The sequence below is a fragment of the Bradyrhizobium ingae genome (assembly GCF_055791185.1).
The window spans coordinates 196,007-219,118 of record NZ_JBVUBB010000001.1 but is presented as its reverse complement, the minus strand read 5'-3'; the positions used below and the strand labels follow the sequence as shown (position 1 = coordinate 219,118).

Genomic DNA, 23,112 nt, shown 5'->3' with positions numbered 1-23,112 from the left:
ACCAGTAGGACACCGCTTCATGCTCCTGTTCGATATCGTCCTGCCGGGCCTTGTCCTGGGGGGCATGTATGCCCTCATCGCACTCGGCCTGACACTGCAATACGGCGTCGCACGCGTCATGAACCTTTCCTACGGCGAGTCGCTCATTGCGGCGGCGTTCGGTGCGCTGTCTCTCTACTCCGGTCTCGGATTGAGCCCCCTGGTGGCGCTGCTGCTTGCAGTTCCCTGCGCAGCAGCGCTGAACTGGCTGCTCTACCGGTTCCTGCTCGAGCGTCTTATGCGGCGCGGCAAGGATCGTGGCGCCCAGGAGATCGACAGCATCCTCGTCACCTTCGGCATGCTGTTCGTCATCCAGGGCATCATGCTGGTCGCGTTCGGTGGCCAGTATTACAGCTACAGCTATCTCTCCATCCCCGTGGTCGTAATCGGCACGACGCTCGCGGTTAACCGGCTCGTCGCACTGCTGTTCGCGGCCGTGATCGGTACCGCCGTCTATCTGGCGCTGACGCGCACGCGGATCGGCACGGCGGTCCGCGCCATCGCGGTCGATCCCGGTGCGGCGCGGCTGGTTGGCATCGACGTGCAGTCGATGTCCGGCTTCGCCTTTGCCTGCGGCGGCGGTCTGGTCGCGATCGGCGGCGTGCTCGTCAGCATGTTCCTCACCTTCAACGCCTCGATGGGCGTTGTCTTCACCATGAAGGCGCTGGTGGTCGTGATCATGGGTGGCGTCGGCAACGTGATGGGCGCGCTGGTGGCCGGACTGTTGCTCGGAGTCGTCGAGACCGCTGTGGCGCGATTGGTCGATCCCGGCCTGACGCTCGCCGCCACCTATGCACTGTTCCTGGCGGTTCTGCTCGTCAAGCCAACTGGCCTGTTCGGGAGGGCTGCCGCGTGAGCGCGAGGACGACCAGGATACTTGGGTGGTGTGCGGCGCTCGCGCTCGCCGCGACCGTTGCCGCATTGCCGCTCTATGCCAATGGATACTATCTCGCGCTCGGCATCAGCATCCTCTACTTCACGATCCTGGCCACCGCCTGGGCGATGTTCTCCGGACCGACCCGATACATCTCGCTCGCGACCGTCGCCTTCTTCGGGATCGGCGCCTATACGGCCGCCGTCCTCGGCGAGACCTGGTCCTGGCCCGTCGTGCTGTTGGCCGCAGCTGTCCTCGGCGCGCTGGTCGCCGCGGTCACAGGGCTGTCCACGCTGCGTCTATCCGGCATCTACTTCGTGATCTTCTCCTTTGGACTCGCCGAGCTCATCCGCCAGCTCGTGATCTGGTACGAGGTCAATGTCCACAAATCCGTTGGCCGCTATCTCTTCAGCGCCGTGACGCAGGACGTGCTCTACTGGCAACTGCTCGGCCTCACCGCGCTCGTTTTCCTGACCGGCTTCCTGCTCGGCCGCTCGCGTTATGGCCTTGCGCTGCGCGCAATCGGCGCGGATGAGACGGCGGCCAGCCATTCCGGTATCGACGCCACCCGCATCAAGCTCGCGGTATTCGTGCTGAGCGCCGTCTTCATGTCAGTGACCGGCGCGGTGATGGCGCCGCGCTGGACCTATATCGATCCGTCGATCGCGTTCAATCCGATGATCTCCTTCCAGGTCGTCATCATGGCACTTCTTGGCGGGGCCGGGTCGCTGTTCGGTCCGGTGCTCGGCGTGATCCCGCTGGTGCTGCTGTTCGAGGTTCTCACCGCGACGCTGCCGAACCATTTCAGTATCGTGCTCGGCGCGATCTTCGTGCTCATCGTCATGATGCTGCCGAGGGGCGTGGTCGGGCTGCTCGCGCCCTGGTCGTGGTCGACCCCGGAGCACGGCGCCTCCAGCGCTGCGCCTATCCGCTCCGGGAGCGGACCGCTGCTGCGCGTGGACGACGCCAGCAAGTCGTTCGGCGGCCTGCGCGCGGTCGATAAGGTCAGTTTCGAGGTCGCGCGGGGGCAGATTGTCGGCATCATCGGCCCCAATGGCTCCGGCAAGACCACACTGCTGAATCTCGTGTCCGGCGCGCTGGTGCCGGCATCGGGCTCGATCCGGTTCGGCGGCACCATGATCGACGGACTGAAGCCGTACCGGATCGCGCGGCTCGGACTTGCCCGCACCTTCCAGCTGGTGCGGGTGATGTCGGATTTGACAGTGGCCGAGAACGTCGCGGCAGCTGCCCTGTTCAGCGCAGCGCCAGCAAAAGCGACGAGCCGCGAGGTGCTCGATCTTGTCGGGCTTGCACCGATGCACGACACGCCGGCGGGTGAGCTGAACTATATCGACCAGAAGCGCCTTGAGCTCGCCCGTGCACTTGCGCTGTCGCCGCAGTTGGTACTGCTCGACGAATGGCTCGCGGGCCTCAACCCGAACGAGCTCGAGACCGGCATCGCCCTGATCGCGAAGCTTCGCGACCGCGGCATGACCATTGTCATGGTCGAGCATGTGATGGACGCGATCCGGGCGCTGTGCGGCCATTGCATCGTGATGAACGCCGGCAGCGTCATCGCGCGCGGCACCCCCGACGATGTCCTGTCCGACCCCACGGTCGTGACCGCCTATCTGGGAGGCGTCGATGCTTGAGATCGACACCCTCTCGCACTTCTACGGCAAGCATCAGGCCTTGGCGGATGTGAAGCTTAGCATCGGCAGCGGCGAGATCGTGGCGATCCTCGGCGCCAATGGCGCGGGGAAATCAACGCTCCTGAAGAGCATCGCCGGTCTCGTCGCACCTGCGTCCGGCGCGCGCATCCGCTTCGAGGGAGCAGATCTCGCAAAGCTGCCGCCCCATCAGATCGTCGAGCGCGGCATCTCGCTGGTGCCGGAAGGACGAGGCGTCTTCGGCGAGTTGACGGTTGCGGAGAACTTGCAGCTCGGCGCTTATCCCGCCCGGGCGCGCGTCGGTGAAGAGGAGCGGCTTGCCAAAGTCCTCGCGCTGTTCCCGCGCCTGACCGAACGCATGACCCAGGCCGTGCGGACCATGAGCGGCGGCGAGCAGCAGATGGTCGCGATTGGCCGCGCCCTGATGTCGAACCCCGTTTTGCTGCTGCTCGACGAGCCCTCGCTCGGCCTCTCGCCCTTGCTCAGCCGCGAGGTATTTCGTGCGCTGGTGCAGATCCGCGAGAGCGGCGTCAGCGTGCTGCTCGTGGAGCAGAACGCGCGCGCAAGCCTCGACATCGCCGACCGGGTCTATCTGATCGAATCCGGCCGCAACGCAGGCACGGGTTCGGCAAGCGACATGAAGAACAACCCCGACATTCACCGCGCCTATCTTGGCAAGGCGCGCGCGCCGACGATCGCATCACAGCCATCCCCCTAACTATGGAGCGTCCCATGAACGCAATCGATCTTCTCATCGGCGGCAAGGACCAACCGGCGGCCAACCAGCGCACCTTCCAGCGGCGTAATCCTATCAGCGACGAGGTCGCGACCATCGTAGCCGCGGCCTCGATCGACGACGCCATGCGCGCAGCCGATGCCGCCGCGGCGGCCTTCCCGGCCTGGTCGCAGCTCGGCCCGTCCGAGCGCCGCAAGCGCCTCGGCGCTGCGGCCGACATCCTCGCGCGGCGGGCGCCTGAGTTCACCGAGCTGATGGTCGCCGAGACGGGCGCCACCGCCGGCTGGGCCGGCTTCAACGTGCATCTTGCCGAGGGCATGCTGCGCGAAGCGGCTGCGATGACCACGCAGATCTCGGGCGAGATCATCCCGACCGACAAGCCCGATAACCTCGCGATGGCGTTCCGTCAGCCGGTCGGCGTCGTGCTCGGCATCGCCCCGTGGAACGCCCCCGTCATCCTCGGCGTGCGGTCCGTAGCGATGCCACTTGCCTGCGGCAATACGGTAGTGCTCAAGGCCTCGGAAATGAGTCCCGGCGTGCATCGGCTGATCGGCAGCTGCCTCACGGAGGCTGGCCTCGGTGACGGCGTCGTCAATGTCGTGACCAATGCGCCTGAGGACGCGCAGGCAGTGGTCGAAGCGCTGATCGCGCATCCAGCGGTCCGGCGCGTGAACTTCACCGGCTCGACCCGGGTCGGCCGTCTCATCGCGCTCGCCTGCGCAAAGCATCTGAAGCGTGCGCTCCTCGAGCTGGGCGGCAAAGCGCCGCTCGTCATCCTTGACGACGCCGATCTCGATGCAGCCGTGAACGCGGCCGCCTTCGGCGCCTTCATGAACCAGGGCCAGATCTGCATGTCGACCGAGCGCATTGTGGTCGACGACAGGGTAGCCGACGCTTTCATCGCCAAATTCGCCGCGAAGGCAAAGGGTCTGCCATACGGCGATCCCCGCAAGGGCAACGTCGTGCTCGGCTCGCTGGTCAGCGCTGCCGCTTGCGACCGTGTTGGCGGCCTGATCGACGATGCCGTCGCCAAGGGCGCCGTGATCGCGTGCGGCGGCCGCGGCAAGGGCACGATCATGCCGGCTACAATCGTCGATCACGTCACGCCGGCAATGCGCATCTACGGCGAAGAAAGCTTTGGGCCAGTGGTCACGGTCGTCCGCGTCAGCGGCGTCGATGAGGCCGTGCGCATCGCAAACGACACCGAATACGGGCTCTCCTCCGCCGTATTCGGACGCGACATCCCGCGCGCGCTCGCGGTCGCCAAGCGCATCGAGGCAGGCATCTGCCACGTTAACGCGCCGACCGTGCACGATGAGCCGCAGATGCCGTTCGGCGGCACCAAAGCGTCAGGCTATGGCCGCTTTGGTGGCAAGGCCGCCATCGACGAGTTTACCGAGCTGCGCTGGATTACGGTCCAGACCGGGCCGCGGCACTATCCCTTTTGAAAGACCCTTCAAAGTCGCCGTTCCCCATCGCGCCGCTCATCTGAGCGGCGCGGACGACTTCATCTTGATTAGCGGTCAGGCGCGGTTTCCGCGACCAGCCATTCCCGAAATGCCGCGAGCGGCGGGTACTTCGCCCGTTCGGAAGGCCAGACGAGATAGTAGCGTTCGGGACTTTCCATCGGCAGGTTGATGGCACGAACCAGCTTGCGGCTCGCGAGCTCATCCTGGATGAGGAAGGTCGGCAGCAGCGCCACGCCGAGGCCAGCGATCGCCGCCTGGGCTACGGTCGCGAACTGGTCGAACACCATTCCGTGAGCAGTTCTGCCCGACACATCGTGAACGGAAAACCACCGATCCCACGCGTGAAAGCGCGTCGAGATGCTGAGCAATGGGGCCTTTCGCAGATCGCCTGCAGCACTGAAATGATATTGCCGCTTCACGCCGGGGCTGCAGGCAGGGACGACTTGTTCGGATCGCAAGAGAGCCATCTCGGCGCCAGGCCACTCCGGCTGACCGAAGTGGATCGCCGCGTCCAGCGACTCGGTCCGGAAATCAAAATAGGACAAGCGGGTCGTGAGATTGATCGTGATCCCGGGGTTCGCAGCCAGAAACCTCGGCAGGCGTGGCGCGAGCCAGCGCGTGCCGAACGTCGGCAGGATGGCAAGATTGAGCGTGCCGCCCCTCGGGTTCGCATGAAGATTGAAGGAGGCCGTGCTGATCTTGTGCAGCGCTTCGCGAACCTCGCGAGCATAGGATTCACCGACCGAGGTCAGTCGAACGGTCTGGCGCTCGCGAACGAAGAGCTCGACCTCGAGCTGTTCCTCCAGAATCTTGATCTGCCGGCTGACGGCGCTCTGAGTCAGCTGAAGCTCGCGCGCGGCCAGCGTCATGCTGCCGGTGCGGGCGGTGGCCTCAAACGCCGCCAGGATGGCGGTCGAGGGAAGGAAGCGACGAGGTATTTGCGGGTCCATCTCATCATTCCAATTTAGAATGATCTTCTGAGCAAACATCGTTTGAGCTGGCAAATTATGCAAGATTTAATCGCACTCATCATGATGAAAATGCATGACCATGGTCGAACCCGACATGATGGCCGATCCGTCAATGGAGAATCCTGATGCCAGCGGACGCAGACGAGATCCGCACTTTGTTTTCCCGTGCCATGTCGGAAATGTATCGGGCCGAAGTGCCGCAATACGGCACCCTGATAGAGCTCGTCGACGATATCAATCGCGAAACGTTGCGGCAGCACGAGCAGCTCCGTGCGAGTCTAGAGCGAAGCGATGAGCTCGAGCGGCTGAATGTCGAGCGCCATGGCGCCATCCGCTTGGGGCGTGCGGATGAATTGTTCAACATGCGGCGCGTGTTTGCGGTGATGGGCATGCACCCGGTCGGCTACTACGACCTGTCGGTGGCCGGCGTGCCCGTCCATGCCACCGCCTTTCGGCCGATCGACGATGCCGCACTCCGCCGCAACCCGTTCCGGGTGTTCACATCACTGCTCCGCCTCGACTTGATCGAGGATGCGGCCCTGCGCACTGAGGCGGAGCAAATCCTTGATGAGCGACGCATTTTCACGCCGCGGACGCTCGAACTGGTCAGCATTTTCGAGACGGAAGGTCATTTGACCGTCGCGCAGGCGGAGGAGTTCGTTCGCGAAGCTCTGGAGACCTTCCGCTGGCACAGCGAAGCCACGGTAAGCCTGGAGGCTTACCGGAAGCTGCATGATGCCCATCGACTGATCGCCGACGTGGTAAGCTTCAAGGGCCCTCACATCAACCATCTGACGCCGCGTACGCTCGACATCGACGTTGTCCAAGCCGGCATGCCCAAACGAGGCATCGCGCCGAAGGCGGTCATCGAAGGTCCGCCGCGCCGGGCCTGCCCGATCCTGCTGCGCCAGACCAGCTTCAAGGCGCTCGAAGAGCCGATCCTCTTCAGGCAGGCAAACGCCGCAACTGCAGCCGGAACGCATACGGCCCGCTTCGGCGAGATCGAGCAGCGCGGTGTCGCCCTCACGCCCAAAGGCCGCGAGCTCTACGACCGATTGCTCGCATCGGCGCGGCAGACAGGCGCGAGCGCGCGCGACTACGACACCGAACTGACCGAGCGCTTCGAGGCGTTCCCGGACGATTGGTCGGAGCTTCGCTCGCAAGGGCTCGCCTTCTTCCGCTATTCGGCGACGTCCGCAGGCATTGAGGCATGCGAGAGGCACGCTCCGCCATCCAGCCTCGATGATTTGGTCGCCGCGGGCTTTCTGCACTACGATCCGATCGTCTATGAGGATTTCCTGCCTGTCAGCGCGGCTGGAATCTTCCAGTCGAATCTCGGCACCGACCAGCAGCAGAACTATGCCGCGCGCTCGAACCAGGTAGCGTTCGAAACCGCCCTCGGTACCAAGGTTCACGATGAAATGAAGCTCTACGCGCGGGCAGAAAGGGATTCCCTGGAGCAGGCTCTGGCCCAGCTCGGGTCGACCAATACGATCGATTTCGCCCGGACATTGCCGCTCGCCCAGGGCATCACGTTCAACGTGGCGTAAGGAGTGGACGCATGATTGCCCCCCTCCATAGCTCGGCGCTATTCCGCCCCTCCCAGCGCCTTTCGTCGATTGGCGTATCGGAGATCCTGAAGATCACCGGGCTCGCTGCGGAGATGAAGCGCCAGGGCCAGGACGTCATCATCCTCGGCGCGGGCGAGCCTGATTTCGACACGCCTGACCCGATCAAGGATGCGGCCGAACGCGCGATGCGCGCCGGCGCGACCAAATACACCGCTTTGGACGGCGCGCCGGAACTCAAGGCCGCCATTCGCACGAAGTTCAAGCGCGACAACGCCCTCGACTTCGCGCAGGACGAGATCACCGTGTCGGCCGGCGCCAAGCAGGTGCTGTTCAACGCCATGATGGCCACTATCAATCCTGGTGACGAGGTCATCATCCCGACGCCGTTCTGGGTGACGTACGCCGACATCGTCGCAATCGTGGGCGGCACGCCGGTGCTGGTGCCATGTTCCGAGGCCAATGGCTTTCGGCTCTCGGCCGACGATCTCGAGCGCGCCATCACGCCTCGCACGCGATGGGTCATGCTGAACTCGCCGTCCAACCCGTCGGGCGCGGCCTACTCGGAGGCCGACTACCGGCCGATCCTCGACGTGCTCCTCGAGCATCCTCACGTCTGGCTGGTGGTCGACGACATCTATGAGCACATCGTCTATGACGGCTTTCGCTTCGTCACGCCGGCGGCGATCGAGCCGGCGCTGCGCAACCGAACGCTGACCGTCAACGGCGTTTCGAAGGCCTACGCGATGACTGGCTGGCGCATCGGCTATGGCGGCGGGCCAAGCGCTCTGATCCGGGCCATGGCCGTCGTGCAGAGCCAGTCAACATCCTGCCCTTCGTCGGTCAGTCAGGCCGCAGCCATCGAAGCGCTCAATGGCCCGCAGGATTTTATCCGTGATCGCGGCCGGTCGTTTCAGGAGCGGCGCGATCTTGTCGTCGGCGCATTGAACAGGATCGACGGCCTCACCTGCCGCGTGCCCGAGGGCGCCTTCTACACGTTTGCGAGCTGTGCCGGCGTGATCGGCAGAACCACTCCTGAGGGGCAAACGCTGCAGAGCGACAAGGACTTTGCCGAGTATCTTCTGCGCACGGCGGGCGTCGCAGTCGTGCCGGGCTCGGCGTTCGGGCTCGCACCCTATTTCAGGATTTCATACGCGACTTCCACCGTCGAACTCGAAGATGCGTGCCAGCGCATCGCACGCGCAACTGCGGGACTCTCGTGAAAGCGCGAAGAGGCCCCCCGAGCGGCGGCACCTACCGCCCACGCTCGCGGCTGGCGACGAGCGGCTCGCGCGGATTTGTCATCCGCGACAGCGCCTCGATGAAGATGGGTTCCCACGCCCTGATATGGCGTCTCAGAAGATTGGTGAGCGCGTCTTCCTCGCCGGCCATCGCGAGCTCGATGATCTGGTAGTGCTCCGCGGCGGATTCTTGCTGGCGCGCAAGGCCCGCGCGCGACTTGATGCCGTAAAGCCGCATCTGGTCGCGCAATCCCATCACCATTTCTGTCAGGCGCACATTGTCCGCGGCCGCCGTCAGCAATTGGTGAAAGGTGCGATCAGCTTCGAGGTATTGCCTGATATCCTCGTTCTTGACGGCTCGGGCGACTTCATCAGCGAAGCGAACAAGCTCCTTGAGGTTCTTCTTCTTGCGCGCGACGATCGTTGCCGCGTGGAGCTCCAGCACCTCGCGAAGATCGAACAGGTTGCGAAGCTCGGTCAGGGTCGGCTCGACCACCCTGAAGCCGCGGTTGCGCATCGGCTCGATCAATCCGCTGCGCGCCAATTCGAGCAGCGCTTCCCGCACGGGAGTCGAGGACACACCGAGGCTCGCGGCAAGCGTCGGCACCGAATACATCGACCCCGGCAGGCTCTGACCGGAAATGATTTCCGCGCGCACCTGCTGCAGCACCTGCTCCCGCAAATTCTGATCCATTCCATTCCTACTTCGTCGGCTCCGGAATCATCCGGTTGGTCCGCGGCACAATAATCGGCTTTGGCTACGGCACAATAAATGGGCTTGACGACAGATATACCGCGGACGACAGTATGTAACGCTTTACTGTAATGCGCTACTATCCAACGAGGGATGGCCTCTTACATGCCGCAGCGCGTACCGGGCTATTGCACGCTCTGCCGATCCCGATGCGGCTCGACCGCGGTCATCGAGAGTGGGCGGCTGATCGGTATCGAGCCCCTGCCCGGACATCCGACCGGCGGGGCGCTGTGTGCCAAAGGCCGTGCTGCACCAGAGATGGTGCAAAGTCCGCGCCGCCTGACCCACCCCCTTCGCCGGACAGCGCCGCGCCACGCCGTGGATCCCGGCTGGATCGAAATCTCCTGGGACGAGGCGCTGGGCGAGATCGCCCAAAAGCTCGGCGATATTCGCAAGACGTCCGGCGCCGAAGCCGTCGCCTTCGCCCTCACCACGCCGAGCGGCACGCCGATGGTCGACAGCTTCGAATGGGTCGAGCGCTTCATCCGCTGTTTCGGCAGCCCAAATCTGGTCTACGCGATCGAAATCTGCGGTTGGCACAAAGACTTTGCCCATGCCTTGACCTTCGGACGCGGCATCGGCGTTGCCGATTATGAGCGCGCCGACGTCATCGTGCTGTGGGGTCATAATCCGGCCCGCACCTGGCTGGCCCAGGCCACACGCGTCGCGGATGCGCGGCGTCGCGGCGCGCGCGTCGCGGTGGTCGACCCCAAACCGAACGGATCCGGACAACAGGCCGACATCTGGTTGCGTGTCCGCCCTGGCGCGGACGGCGCATTGGCGATGGGCGCGATCCGTCACCTCATCACGACGAAATCATACGACACCGACTTCGTGACGCGCTGGACCAACGGCCCGCTGCTGATCGACACCGACACGGGCCGCTTCGTACGTGCGAGTGAACTCTGGGCCGACCAGACGAAGGACCGTTTCGTCGCGCTGGACCGGTCCGGAGCGGCGCGCGCCGTCGATACCCGCGTTGCGGCGCTCGATGCTGCCTCCTGCAAGCTCGATGGTCGGGTCGCACTCACCGGACAAGACGGCCGTCCGATCAATGCGGCAACAGCCTTCCGTCTGCTAACCGCCGAGGCAGCGCCCTACACGATCGCTCGTGTGGCCGAATTGACCTGGCTCGACGAGAGCAAGATCGCGGCCTTCTACGAGCTGTTCGAGAACAGTCCACGGCTCGCATATCATTCCTGGACCGGCGTTGGTCAGCACACAAATGCGACGATGATCGAGCGGGCCATCGCGACGCTTTACGCACTCACCGGCGCCTGCGACAGGCCTGGCGGCAATGTCTGGCCGGCTGCGCCTCCGACGCGGACCGTCAACGACTATGACTTGTTGCCGCCGGAGCAACGGGCCAAGGCGCTCGGCCTCAGCGAGCTGCCGCTCGGGCCGCCAAGCCGGGGATGGATCACGGCCCGGGATTTCAGCCGCGCGGTTCTCACCGGCGAACCTTATCGCGTCGAGGCACTGATGAGCTTCGGCACCAATTTCGTCGTATCGCAGGGCCACTCTTCGCGCAATCGCGAGGCACTGCGCGCTCTCGACTTCCACGTCCACGTCGACATGTTCATGAATCCGACAGGCGAGAACGCCGATATCGTACTGCCGGCCAACATGCCGTGGGAACGGGACGCGCTGAAAATCGGCTTCGAAATCACGCAGGAGGCCGTCGAGACGATCCAGTTTCGTCCGCAGATGTTGGCGTCGCTCGGTACTTCTAAGGCGGACTATGAAATTGCGGCCGAGCTCGCGGTCAGGCTTGGCCTGGCCGACGAATTCTTCGACGGCGATATCGAGGCTGGCTGGAATTATCAACTCGCACCACTCGGCGTGACGATCGACGAGTTGCGCCGCCATCCCGAGGGCCTGCGTTTCCCCCAGCTCCTTCGTCACGAGAAATACGCGTTGCCAGGGCAGGACGGCGCGGTCGCGGGCTTTGCCACGACCAGCCGCCGCGTCGAGATCTATTCAGAATTGATGCTTGAACATGGCTATGCGCCATTACCGGGCCATATCGAGCCTGCCGAAAGCCCACTCGCAGAGCACGCCGACAATCGCTTTCCGCTGGTGCTCACCACCGCCAAGAGCGGCTGGTTTGTCCACAGCTCCCATCGTCACGTTGCCTCCCTTCGCAAGAAGACACCCGATCCGGTCATCGAAATCAACCCGACCCTCGCAGCGCGGCGCGGCCTCAAGGACGGGGATTGGGCGATCATCAAAACGCCAACTGGCGAAGTCCGGCTGCGCGTGCGGCTGAACGAAGCGCTCGACGATCGCGTCGCCGTCGCCGAATTCGGATGGTGGGAGGATTGTCCTCCGTTGGGACGTGACGCGATTCCGCCCTCCGGATCGCCGACGTCGAACATGAACGACGCCTTGAGCGATGCGACGCGCGATCCAGTGAGCGGTTCAGTGCCGCTGCGCGCTACGACTTGCGACATCCGCAAGGACGAGGCTGCGAGTCGCGGTCACTGGACCGGCAAGCGCGGCTTTAAGGTCGCCGCCGTTCGCAGCGAAGCCGATAACGTCGTCGCACTGGATCTTGCACCGCGCGATGGCGGCGCGATCCCCGCGTTTCGTCCGGGACAACACGTCCTGCTGAGCCTGCCGGGACTCGATGTTGCGCGTGCCTATTCGCTGACCGGCCACGACAGCCAGGATGTGCTGTCGATCGCAGTCAAGAGGCGGTTGCCTCGCGGTTCAGCCGTTGCGGCCGGCACAGTTCACCTGTCCGATCACGTCCATCATCTGGCGGTCGGCGATGAAGTTCAGATCGAAGCGCCGAGCGGCATTTTTACTCCACCGCTAGGAGGACGCCGACCGTTGATCTTTCTTGCCGCCGGAATCGGCATCACGCCCTTTATCGGCCATCTCGAAGCGCTGGCTCGAAGGGAGCCAGGGGCACGCGTTACCAAGGTTCTGCTGCTCTATGGCTGCCGCAACGGCGGCGAGCATGCATTCGCCCGGCGGTTGCGGGAGCTCGCTGACGTGCTGCCGGAGCTCGAGCTCGTCACGGCATATTCCGCACCGCGGGCGCAAGATCGCCGCCCCGCAGACTATGACTACACTGGCCGGCTGGATCCGTCGGCGATCGATCCGTTATTGCCGCTCAGGCCCCTCGCCTATCTCTGCGGTTCGCCGGACTTCACGACGTCGATGACGACTGAACTGGTCGAGCGGGGTGTGCCGCGCTTCGACATATTCACGGAAGCTTTCGCCTCACCGCCGATCGTACCGCGAACGCTGAAGCCGCAGACTGTCCACATTGCCGACAGTGACAGCAGCTTCACGTGGACGCCGGAACTTGGGACGATCCTCGACGCGGCCCAGGCGGCGGGCCTGTCCTTGCCCAGCGGCTGCCGCGTCGGCCAGTGCGAGAGCTGCCTCATGCGCGTCGTCGACGGCAACGTTGCTCAGCTCGGCGGCGACGACATCGCCACCGACCAGTGTCTGACTTGCCAATCCGTTCCGCTTTCGAATCTCACGCTCGCACTCTGATCGGCAATGATGAAACGGACGTAACACCAACGCGACAAATGGGGGCCACAATGACTGACACGACGGACAAAGCCATCTTTCTGGATAAAGCGCCGAAGCAAGCCAACCCGCTTGCGCGATTCTCGCAGTACATGGTCAGCTTTGCCGAGCGCTGGTTTCCCGATGCTTATGTGTTCGTGCTGGTCGCCGTGGTCGTGGTCGCGCTCGGTACGATTGCGCACGGCGGCTCACCGCTTGCGGTCAGCCGCGCCTTTGGCGACGGCTTCTGGAATCTCATTCCCTTCACCATGCAGTTGGCATTGGCCGCCGTCGGAGGCTATGTGGTTGCGATGTCGCCGCCGGTCTCGGCATTGATGCGACGGCTGGCGAGCGTCCCCTCCAGCGCGCGCGGCGCCGTGGTCTTCATCGGTGTGCTGAGCATCCTTCTGTCGCTGCTGAACTGGAGTCTGAGCCTGATATTCTCCGGCCTCCTGGTGCGCGAGATCGCGCGGCGCAAAGACATCAAGCTCGATTATCGTGCAGCCGGTGCGGCGGGCTATCTGGGCCTCGGATGCGGCTTCACGCTGGGCATCACCTCATCGGTTGCCCAGCTTCAGGCCAACGCGGCAAGCATTCCGAACTCGCTGTTGCCGATCACTGGTGTCATCGGCTTCTCCGAGACGATCCTGACGTGGCAAAACCTCGTCACGATTATCGTCGTGACTGTTCTTTCCGCCGCGATCTGCTATTTGACCGCACCAAACGAGGCCCTGACAAGAACCGCAGAGGATCTCGGCGTATCTCTTGATGACGACCTGATCGAGCCGAAGAAGCCGGCACGGCCGGGCGACGTTCTCGAGTTCAGCCCCGTTCTGACCATTCTGATCGTGGCACTGGCATCGGGTTGGCTCTGGCAGACCTTTCAATCCGGCAATCCGCTGATCACCCTGTCGGGCCTGAACACCTATAATTTCGTCTTTCTTGTGCTCGGCATTCTCCTGCACTGGCGTCCTCGCAGCCTCCTCGATGCCTTCTCCAAGGGAACGCCGAGCATTTCGGGCCTGCTGTTGCAGTTTCCTTTCTACGCTGGCATCGCACACATGCTGACGAAGGTGCCAAACGGCAGCGGCTTGACGCTCTCCGATACCATCGCTCACTGGTTCGCACACGTCTCGGTCAACTCGACCGTTTTCTCTTTCCTGATCGGCATCTATTCCGCGGTGCTCGGTTTCTTCATCCCGTCGGCCGGTGGAAAATGGCTCATCGAGGCGCCCTACATCATGAAGGCGGCCAACGAAATCGGAGCTCATCTGGGCTGGACGACGATGGTCTACAATATCGCCGAGACGTTGCCGAACTTCATCAACCCGTTCTGGATGCTGCCTCTGCTTGGCGTGCTCGGATTGAAATCCAAGGACTTGATCGGCTACACCTCCGTGCAATTCTTCGTGCACTTCCCGATCGTCATGATCCTGGCCGCAATCTTGATGACGACCTTCACTTACCACGCGCCCATTCTGCCATGACCGAACGGTCAGCCTGACCAAACGGGATGTCGGAATCTACTCGACCCGACATCCCCAAGGTAAAAGTGTCCAATCGGATCGTATGCCGATTGCACGTCCCGGCCGTTGAGGCCGATGACGAACGCTCGGAGAAGCGGCCCGATCCTCCCTAGTCGGATTGATGCACGGCCTCGCGCCGCGCCTCAGGCATCACGCTTCATGATCCATTCGACCGCCGGGCTCGGCACGAAACGCCACTTGCGCAAGGGGCCAGCCATGACGTTGAGATAGTACATCTCGAAACCGTAGGGCGCGCCGCAGGGATGGTGGCCACGCGGCACCAGGACCACGTCGCCATCGTGCACCGCCATGGTCTCATTGAGCTGCAAATCGTCCGTGTAGACACGCTGAATGCCGAAGCCGTTGGCCGGATTGATGCGATGATAATATGTCTCTTCGAGATAGGTGATGCGCGGGAAATCGTCCTCGTCGTGGCGATGTGAGGGGTAGCTGGACCAGTGACCCGCGGGGGTGAAGACTTCCGTGACCAGCAAGCTGTCGCAATAGTCCTCGTTCTCCATCGCGATATTGTTGATGTAGCGCGTATTCGTTCCCTTGCCGCGCTCGGTCAGGCGGATCTCCTGCGGGCCGATCCTGCGTGCAGCGTGCAGCCCCTTGCCGGGGGCCGAACACACGGCAATCGTGCACTCGGTTTCCGCGGTCGCCTCCCAGGCCGAACCGTTCGGCAGATAGACGCAATGTGGCGGCGTCTTTTCAAAGACGTTCATGCGCTCGCCGAGACTGCCCCAATCCTGCCCACCCCCAGTGACGGAGGCCTTGCCCTCGACCATGACCAGGACGACCTCGCGATCATCAGTCGCTTCCGCTGCACGCTCGCCCGGACGCAGCCGGTAGAGCGAGAAGCCGACATAGCGCCAGCCCGCCGATTGCGGAGTGATCTCGTGCACCTTGCCATGTGTGCCAAAGGGCTTGCGTAGCAATTCCGCCATATGTCTCTCCCGACGTGCCGCACGCTTGGCGGCAACCGCTTGTGGTTACGCGAGCCCGACGCGTGCTGCAATTTCCTTCAGCGTGCGCAAGCCCATGCCCTGATATTTCAGCGGCTCTCGAACGAGGCTGTCCTGCTCAGCCTCGATGACGATCCAGCCCGAATAGCCATGTTGGGCGACAGTGTTCAGCACCGGCTCGAAGTCGATGCAGCCCTCCGGATCGCCCGGCACCGTGAACGCGCCGCGCCGCACGCCCTCGAGGAAGCTCAACCCTTTCTCACGCACCTCGCGCATGATCGGCGAACGGATGTTCTTGCAATGGATGTGGGTGATGCGGCCGATATATTTGCGCACGACTTCCACCGGATCGGCACCTCCGAAGAAAGCGTGGCCGGTATCGAACAACAGCCTTGTATGGGGACCGGCCATCTCCATGAAGCGGTCGATATCGGTCCCGCTTTCGATGATAGTCCCCATGTGGTGGTGGTACCCCATCTTCACGCCCTGATCGTGAGCGTATTTCGAAAGCTCCTCATATCCTTTTGAAAAGCGATCCCATTGTCCATCGGTCATGATCGGCCGGTTGTTGACCGCCGCATCGTCGTTGCCATGCACCGTGTTCGAACACTCGCACGCGTTGATGTGATCTCCACCGGCGGCCCTCACCATGTCGATGAAGGTCTGAAGGTTCTTCTTCTCCGTGTCGATGTCGTTCACGAGAATATTGGTCGAATGCCAGCCGGCTGCAAAGCGTAGCCCATATTCGGCGAGCTTCGCTTTGAGCGCCCGGCCTTCATCGGGCATCTTGTGGCCTTTTTCGATGCCGTCAAACCCGATCGTCCGGCAGTCGCCGAGGCAGTCTTCGAGCGAGAGATGGTCGCCGATGCTCCAGTCGTCGTCATTCGACCAGGCGATGGGGTTGGTACCGTACAGGATCATCAGGGGCCTCAATCGAAAGTGCGTTGAAATCGTGAATTGACTGCGTAGCGTTCTCGCGCGTGCTCCAGTCGCTCTGGACCGCCGGCTTCGGGCACCGCGACGTCCCACCAGTGACCGCCGGCGTCGGTGCCGGGTACGGCATCGGTGTCGATCAGGATGACGGTCGGCTTGGTCCGGCCACGCGCGGCGACGATGCGGGCCTCGAGATCGGCGATGCTCAAAGCCTTCTCGGCATGCGCGCCCATGGAGCGGGCATGAGCGACGAAGTCGATCTCCGGTCCGTCCTCGATGGTGCAGTCCTTGTAGAGATTGTTGAACTCGGCGCCGCCGGTCTCGATCTGCAGCCGGTTGATGCAGCCATAGCCGCGGTTGTCGGTCAGCACGATCGTGAAGGGCACGCGACGCATGACGGCGGTGGCAAGCTCGGAATTCGCCATCATGTAGGAGCCGTCGCCGACGAAGCAGACGACCTCCTTCTCAGGCGCGGCGAGTGCGATGCCGAGCGCGCCGGCAACCTCGTAGCCCATGCAGGAATAGCCGTATTCCATGTGGTAGCCGCCCGCTGCCGCCTGCCACAGAACCTGCAGCGCGCCCGGCATGGTGCCGGCGGCGCACATGACGACCGTCTTGTCGGTCGCGACCCGCTGTACCGCGCCGATCACCTGTGCGTCGGTCGGCAGGACGTTGGCGGTCCCCTCCGGCGCGCTTGTCACCGACTTCACCTTGGCGTGCCAGGCGGCGCGCGAAGCGGCATCCGGGGCTTGCGCCTTGTGGCCGCCGAGCAGGGCCGAGAGCTGTTCGAGCGTCACCTTGGCATCGCCGACCACGCCGATCGCGCCGTGCTTGGTGGCGTCGTAGCCGTGCAGATTGATCGAGACGAGCTTGCGGGCACCGTTCTTGAACAGGGCCCAGCTGCCGGTCGTGAAATCCTGGAAGCGCGTGCCGACGCCAATGACGAGATCGGCTTCGGAGGCGAGCGCGTTGCCGCATTCCGACCCGGTCACGCCGGGCGAGCCGAAGTTCAGGGGATCGGTCCAGGCGTTGGCGCCCTTGCCGGCCTGGGTCTCCAGGAAGGCGATGTTATGCTTCGCAGCGAAAGCGGCGAGCGTCGCCTCGGCGCCGGAATAGATCACGCCGCCGCCCGAGATCAGCACCGGCTTTTTGGCGCTGCGGATCAGGCCCGCGACCTCCTCGACCTCGCGCGGGTCGGGCAGCGGCCGTCGGATGCGCCAGACCTTGGGCTCGAAGAAGCTCTCCGGATAGTCGTAAGCCTCGGCCTGGACATCCTGGCAGAAGGCCAGACACACCGGCCCGCAATTGGCCGGATCGGTCATCACGGCGAGCGCGCGCGGCAGCGCGGTCAGCAGGTGTTCGGGGCGCGTGATGCGGTCGAAGTAGCGCACCACCGGCCGGAAGGCATCGTTGGCCGAGACCGTGCCGTCGTCGAAATCTTCGACCTGTTGCAGCACCGGATCGGGGCGACGGTTGGCGAACACGTCGCCGGGGATGAGCAGCACCGGCAGGCGGTTCACATGCGCGAGCGCGGCGGCCGTCACCATGTTGGTGGCGCCGGGGCCGATCGACGACGTCACCGCCATCGCCTTGCGGCGCTTCATGGTCTTGGCATAGGCGATCGCCGTATGCGCCATCGTCTGCTCGTTCTGGCCGCGCCAGGTCGGCAACGCGCTGCCGATGCCGTGCAGCGCCTCGCCGAGACCGGCGACGTTGCCGTGGCCGAAGATGGCCCATACGCCCTCGATGAAGCGCCCGCCCTCTTCCGTCATCTGCACCGAGAGCCAGCGCACCATGGCCTGCGCCGCAGTCAGTCGGATCGTCTTGGTCATGCTGCCTTCTCCCGCGCCGTCGCGCGCGCCTCGTCCCAGATCTCGCATAGCCGGCGGTAGCGCCGTGCCATCTCGGCGACCGCCGCCTCGTCGGACGTCTCGCCCTTGAACCACGCCCGCGCCGTCTCACCAAAAATGGTGCGCCCCACCGCAAAGCCCTTTACCAGCGGGAAGCCGGCGGCGACACGGAAGCTCGCAGCGAGTTCGGCCTCGGGCGCATCGAGACCGAGCACGACGATGCCGCGCGTGTAGCGGTCATGCTCCTCGATCGCCTTGCAGGCTGCATCCCAGGCGGCTGCGCTCGCCAGCGGTTCGAGCTTCCACCAGTCGGGATAGATGCCGGCGGCGTAGAACTGCCGGATCAGCGTCGCCGTCGTCTCATCGTCGACCGCCCCGACCTTGGACGGGATCAGCTCCAGCAGGAATTCGAGGTTGTTGCGCCGCGAGGCCTCGAACAGGCGCTTGACGCTCTGCTCCTGCGCCGCGCGCGTCGCCGCGTCGTCGTCCGGATGGCAGAAGCAGAGCACCTTCACGACGTTCTCGCGCGCCCACTCCCCGAGGCCCCCGCAGTCCGCCCCCAACTCCGGCTCGAAAGCAAGTGGCCGCGATCCCGGCCATTCGCAGGGCCTGCCGATCCAGAGGCCCGAACCGGAGGCGGCGTGGAGTGCGCGCCGACCGATGCGGTTGTCGCAAAGGATGCCGTAGCCGGGCTTGCCGCCCTGCACTTCGAGCGCAGCCTTAAGACACAATTCCTTGAAGGCGCCGCCCTTGGCGAGCGTGTAGCCGTCCATCTGCTCGAGCTGCGAACGATGGTCGAAAGCGAACACCCGGCATTCCGACCAGTCGCCGGACCGATTTGTCGCCCAGTGGACCTGTTCGAGCTCGGTGTCGTGGCGCAGCGCCTTCACCTTGATGCCGCGCTTCAGGAAGAACTGGAGCTCCTCCCAGGACGGATAGGCCGGCGTGCAGCCGTGGCGGCTGACCGCGAAGGCGCCGCAGGCGTTGGCGTATTCGAGCGCCTTCGGCCAGCTCTCGTCGTCGAGCCAGCCGCGCAGCAGCCCGGCGAAGAAGCCGTCGCCGGCGCCGAGCACGTTGAAGACTTCAATCGGAAATCCCGGGCCCATCTCGCCGTCGTCGAGACTGTCGGGGATGGCCGCAGCAAAAGCGACCGCCCCCTTCGCCCCGCGCTTGCAGACGAGCGCCGCCGGGGTCAGCGCGCGGACCGCCCGCAGCGCCGCGACCGTGTCGGTCGAACCGCCCGCGATGTGGAATTCCTCCTCCGTGCCAACGATCAGGTCGAAGAGATGGAGCGTGCCCTGGAGCTTCCTGGTGACCGCCGCGCTTTCGATGAAGCGGCTTTCACCGGCGCCATGGCCCGCGAGGCCCCAGAGGTTCGGCCGGTAGTCGATGTCGAGCGCAGTGCGGGCGCCATGGGCGCGGGCGAGCCGCAGCGCCTTCAACACCGCGGCTTCGGTCCGCGGGTTCGACAGATGCGTACCGGTCGGCACGACCGCGCGGGCGGAGGCGATGAAGTCCTCCTCGATATCGTCCTCGGAGAGTGCCATGTCGGCGCAGTTCTCGCGATAGAAGATCAGCGGGAACTGGTCCTCGTCGCGGATGCCGAGCAGCACCAAAGCGGTCAGACGCGCGGGGTCGGTCTTGACCCCCTGCACGTCGACGCCTTCCCGATGGAGCTGTTCGCGGATGAACCGGCCCATGTGCTCGTCGCCGACGCGGGTGATCAGCCCGGACTTCAGCCCGAGCCGCGCCGCCCCGCAGGCGATGTTCGTCGGGGAGCCGCCGATATACTTGTTGAACGATCCCATGTCCTCCAGCCGACCGCCGACCTGCGCGCCGTAGAGATCAACCGAGGATCTTCCGATAGTGATGACGTCGAGTTTCTTCATCGGCTGCCTCCTCGTCAGCGGTAGAGCGACGGCCGGTCCGCCATCGTGATGGCAACAGGCGCGCCTGAACTTTCCTGCGCGGCAACGCAGGCATCGGAGGTGATCGCAGCGACATAGCCGTCCCAGGAGCTCGGCCCAGTTGCGGTGCCCGCCGCCGCGGCCTTCAGGAAGTCCTGAAGCTCGACGTCATAGGCTGCGACGAAACGGTCCTTCCAATCGGTCAGGATGTCGTTCTGCAATTTCGCGCCGAGCCGCAGCTCGATCGCCATGGGCTCGGGCAGGCGTGCGGTTCCGTCCTCGCCCACGATTTCGCACTGGATGTCGTAGCCGTAGTGGCAGTTCACGAAGATCTCGACGTCGATCAGCACGCCCTTCCTCGTCTCGAGCACCACCACCTGCGGGTCGCGCAGCCTGGCATGCGACCGCGTAGCGCGACGTGGAAACAGCACACGGGCCGAGACGTAGTCGTCGTCGAGCAGCCAGCGCAGCACGTCGATCTCGTGGATCAGCGTGTCGTGGATCGCCATCGGCGTGACATAGGCCTCGGGCACCGTGGGGTTTCGATGGGCGGCATGGACCATGATCGGCGCGCCCGTTCGCGTCCGGACCGCCTCCTTGAGGGCGACGTAGCCCGCATCATAGCGGCGCATGAAGCCGACCTGCACGAGCCGGCGGCCGAGGGCCGCCTCGGCCTCGACGATCCGCCGCGCGCCCTCCGCCGTCGTAGCGAGCGGCTTCTCGCAGAAGCAGGGCTTGCCGGCAGCAATGGCTGCGAGGACATATTGCTCATGGGTCGCACCCCAGGAGGTGACGAGGACCGCATCGACGTCCTTTGCGGCGATCAGCTCCTCGCCCGTCGCATAGATCGCCGCGTCCGGCGCCACGTCCGACTTCACAGCCTCCGCCGCCGCCCGATTCACATCGGTGATCGCAACGATCCTGCCGCCCGCGAGCACCTGGTTGATTCTGCGGGCATGGTCGCGGCCGATGGCTCCCGAGCCAATCACGCCAATCTTCACTGTCATTGCTGGTCTCACTTATGTTCGGTTGCGTTAGAAGCCTGCTCGCCGCAGGAAATCGCGGCTGGCCGCGAGATCGCTGAGTATCGAGCCGGTATTGCGGGGATCGCGCTCCTGCTCGATCGTAATGTAACCGCCATACCCGATGTCGCTAAGCAGCGTTCGGATGGCCGGATAGTCGATGGAGCCTCTGCCGATCGGGCACATCACGCCCTTGGCGCAAGCATCGAAGAAACGGATGTGTTCGTTCATCACGGTACCGAAGACGCCTGGGTCGATGTCCTTGAAATGGATATAGTCCACGCGCTCACGGTATTGCCACAGCGTGTCGACCGGATCCATGCCCGCATAGGCGAGATGACCGGTGTCGAGGCAGAGGCCGGCAAGCTCGGGAGGAACATCCGCAACGATCCGCTCGATCTCGTCGGCGAACTCGATGTAGCCGCCGGCGTGGGGATGGATCACGGCGCGCACGCCGTATTTGTCTCGGGCGAGCGCCGCAATCGCACGAACGGTCTCGACCATGCCTTGCCAGTCCCTCGCCCCGAGGCGAGGCGCACGATCCGAATGGCCGGCTGCGAAGTCGCGCTCGTCGTGTCCCCAGTCCATGACCGTGAGGTAAGGCGCCTCATGACGCTGGCCATCATGGGTCGCGGGTTTGGGAAGACTCACGATCAGCGCGCAGATCTCATCAGTTTGCCGCAGCAGATTGCCACGATTTTCCGGCGAGACCAAATCATCAAAGATGGTCCCGGCAACGATGCGGAGTCCTCTGCGCTCGAGCGCGTCCGAGATCCGCGCGGCATCGAGGGGCAGGTAGCCGTAAGGTCCGAGCTCGAGACCACCGAACCCGGCCTCCGTCGCTTCGTCAAGCACCTTTTCCCACGCCGGCAAATGGGGATTCCTGACGTCGTCGACACCCCAGCAACAGGGCGCGGTCGTGATGGTGATCGGCTTGATCATTCCCGGCTCCTCATTGGAAATCCACCCACACCGAACCGGCGTCGGCCGAGCGTACGCAGCTCTCGATCCGGCGAACGCCCTCGACGCCGTCCTTGAGGCCGGGAAGCGGGTGCTGGATCGATCTCTCTCGGTTTAGCATGGAAGCTGCTCCCTTCCGCCCTGACTATTTCTTCCAGTGCCTGTCGATGTATTCCTGCATCCTCTGCCGCATGAACCGGCCGGATTCGTCGGCCTTGTCCTCCCAGGCGAAGACGCAGGAGCTCATGATCCCGTCGAAGCCGATCTCGGCGAGAGTGCCGAAGAAATCGTCCCAGGGGACTTCGCCCTGGCCGATATTGAGATGCTGATGCACGCGGGCGTTCGTAGCCGGCGGATTGAGGATATAGCGCAGGCCGGACGAGGCCTTGTGATTGAAGGTGTCACCGACATGCACATGCGCCAGGACATCGGCACATTCCCGAAGCATCGCCTTGGTGTCATCGCCGAAATAGAAGGTGTGCGGGGCACAATAGAGGAATTTCACGCGCTTGGAATTGACGGTTCGGATGATGTCGACGGCGGGCTGCAAGGTTTCACACCAATCCTCGGGGTGCGGTTCGATGTGCAAACTAATGCCCTCTTTCTCGAAGATCGGCACGAGCTCCTCCATCGAGCGCCACCACGCGTCCTCGCAGGTTTCGATCATCGAGCCGGTATGGCAGCAATAGCAGGAACCCTTGTCCGGATGCGGACCTCGCCCGAACTCGGAGTTCATCGTATCGACCTCCATCTCGACGGCGATCTCGATCGCGCGCTTCCAGTGACGCACGGCGGCGCGGCGCTCGACCTCATCATTGGACGCCCAGCGATACATCGGCAACAGCGAGGCGATGCGGACGTCCGCTTGCTTCAGCGCCTGCTTGAAGGACCGGATACGTTCGGGAAAAACGCGCGGAGCCTTGAACCATTCGAGAAAATCTCCCCGCGGCGAAAGCTCGATCCAGTCGTAGCCGAGTTCTTTCACCTTGACGGGCAAGGCTTCCAGCGAGAGGTGCCGATGCATGAAGGGATCGAGGGCGATACGCATCTATCTATTCCTTGGTCTGAACTGGTCCGGTCTAAGGCCGATCCCGAT

General features: G+C 64.0%; 17 protein-coding genes. 8 read left to right on the top strand and 9 right to left on the bottom strand.

The features are described from left to right. The first annotated feature begins 19 nt into the window (after positions 1-19). From ACV1FX_RS01050 to ACV1FX_RS01035, 4 genes are read left to right on the top strand one after another with little or no spacing between them, the layout of a single operon-like run. Positions 20-895 (top strand): branched-chain amino acid ABC transporter permease, encoded by an 876-nt coding sequence (locus ACV1FX_RS01050; protein ID WP_473115677.1) that lies wholly within the window; start codon positions 20-22, stop codon positions 893-895. Continuing rightward, positions 892-2,565, top strand: a complete 1,674-nt coding sequence (locus ACV1FX_RS01045) for a branched-chain amino acid ABC transporter ATP-binding protein/permease (RefSeq protein ID WP_473115676.1) — start codon at positions 892-894, stop codon at positions 2,563-2,565. The genes ACV1FX_RS01050 and ACV1FX_RS01045 overlap by 4 nt, the downstream gene beginning before the upstream one ends. Beyond that, entirely contained in the window at positions 2,558-3,301 is a 744-nt protein-coding gene (locus ACV1FX_RS01040) for an ABC transporter ATP-binding protein (protein WP_473115675.1), read from the top strand. Before ACV1FX_RS01045 ends, ACV1FX_RS01040 begins: the two co-directional genes overlap by 8 nt. A 14-nt stretch (positions 3,302-3,315) precedes the next feature. Further along, positions 3,316-4,767 (top strand): aldehyde dehydrogenase, encoded by a 1,452-nt coding sequence (locus ACV1FX_RS01035; protein ID WP_473115674.1) that lies wholly within the window; start codon positions 3,316-3,318, stop codon positions 4,765-4,767. 68 nt (positions 4,768-4,835) lie between these two features. Here the strand turns inward: ACV1FX_RS01035 and ACV1FX_RS01030 are convergent, their stop codons facing one another. Continuing rightward, complete coding sequence (locus tag ACV1FX_RS01030; RefSeq protein ID WP_473115673.1) at positions 4,836-5,738, bottom strand: LysR family transcriptional regulator; 903 nt, start codon at positions 5,736-5,738, stop codon at positions 4,836-4,838. A gap of 146 nt (positions 5,739-5,884) precedes the next feature. On the opposite strand from ACV1FX_RS01030, the gene hglS reads away from it, so the two are divergent. Beyond that, positions 5,885-7,309: a 2-oxoadipate dioxygenase/decarboxylase HglS gene (gene hglS, locus ACV1FX_RS01025; RefSeq protein WP_473115672.1), complete on the top strand. Its 1,425-nt coding sequence runs from the start codon at positions 5,885-5,887 to the stop codon at positions 7,307-7,309. Positions 7,310-7,320: 11 nt separating this feature from the next. Then, positions 7,321-8,550, top strand: coding sequence for a pyridoxal phosphate-dependent aminotransferase (locus ACV1FX_RS01020; protein ID WP_473115671.1), 1,230 nt, complete (start codon positions 7,321-7,323; stop codon positions 8,548-8,550). 31 nt (positions 8,551-8,581) lie between these two features. Here the strand turns inward: ACV1FX_RS01020 and ACV1FX_RS01015 are convergent, their stop codons facing one another. Then, positions 8,582-9,262, bottom strand: coding sequence for a GntR family transcriptional regulator (locus tag ACV1FX_RS01015; protein WP_473115670.1), 681 nt, complete (start codon positions 9,260-9,262; stop codon positions 8,582-8,584). A gap of 165 nt (positions 9,263-9,427) precedes the next feature. On the opposite strand from ACV1FX_RS01015, the gene ACV1FX_RS01010 reads away from it, so the two are divergent. Then, a complete protein-coding gene (locus ACV1FX_RS01010) occupies positions 9,428-12,832 on the top strand; it encodes a molybdopterin-dependent oxidoreductase (RefSeq protein ID WP_473115669.1) in 3,405 nt (1,134 codons plus the stop codon). Positions 12,833-12,882: 50 nt separating this feature from the next. Next, positions 12,883-14,337 (top strand): short-chain fatty acid transporter, encoded by a 1,455-nt coding sequence (locus tag ACV1FX_RS01005; RefSeq protein WP_473115668.1) that lies wholly within the window; start codon positions 12,883-12,885, stop codon positions 14,335-14,337. A gap of 182 nt (positions 14,338-14,519) precedes the next feature. Here ACV1FX_RS01005 and iolB read toward each other — a convergent pair whose 3' ends face one another. The 7 genes from iolB to ACV1FX_RS00970 all read right to left on the bottom strand — a co-directional run bounded on the left by iolB (position 14,520) and on the right by ACV1FX_RS00970 (position 23,064). Beyond that, a complete protein-coding gene (iolB, locus tag ACV1FX_RS01000; protein ID WP_473115667.1) occupies positions 14,520-15,326 on the bottom strand; it encodes a 5-deoxy-glucuronate isomerase in 807 nt (268 codons plus the stop codon). 45 nt (positions 15,327-15,371) lie between these two features. Continuing rightward, entirely contained in the window at positions 15,372-16,265 is an 894-nt protein-coding gene (iolE, locus tag ACV1FX_RS00995) for a myo-inosose-2 dehydratase (protein ID WP_473115666.1), read from the bottom strand. Between the two features lie 8 nt (positions 16,266-16,273). Then, positions 16,274-18,109 carry a 3D-(3,5/4)-trihydroxycyclohexane-1,2-dione acylhydrolase (decyclizing) gene (gene iolD / locus ACV1FX_RS00990; protein WP_473115665.1) on the bottom strand — a complete coding sequence of 612 codons (1,836 nt, stop codon included), beginning with the start codon at positions 18,107-18,109 and terminating at the stop codon, positions 16,274-16,276. Next, positions 18,106-20,016, bottom strand: coding sequence for a bifunctional 5-dehydro-2-deoxygluconokinase/5-dehydro-2-deoxyphosphogluconate aldolase (locus ACV1FX_RS00985; RefSeq protein WP_473115664.1), 1,911 nt, complete (start codon positions 20,014-20,016; stop codon positions 18,106-18,108). Before ACV1FX_RS00985 ends, iolD begins: the two co-directional genes overlap by 4 nt. 14 nt (positions 20,017-20,030) lie before the next feature. After that, positions 20,031-21,041: a Gfo/Idh/MocA family protein gene (locus tag ACV1FX_RS00980; protein ID WP_473115663.1), complete on the bottom strand. Its 1,011-nt coding sequence runs from the start codon at positions 21,039-21,041 to the stop codon at positions 20,031-20,033. 27 nt (positions 21,042-21,068) lie between these two features. Continuing rightward, a complete protein-coding gene (locus ACV1FX_RS00975) occupies positions 21,069-21,998 on the bottom strand; it encodes a TIM barrel protein (protein ID WP_473115662.1) in 930 nt (309 codons plus the stop codon). 163 nt (positions 21,999-22,161) lie between these two features. Then, the gene (locus ACV1FX_RS00970) at positions 22,162-23,064 is read right to left on the bottom strand and encodes a sugar phosphate isomerase/epimerase family protein (protein ID WP_473115661.1); all 903 of its coding nucleotides are present in this window, start codon (positions 23,062-23,064) and stop codon (positions 22,162-22,164) included. Positions 23,065-23,112 lie beyond the last annotated feature (48 nt).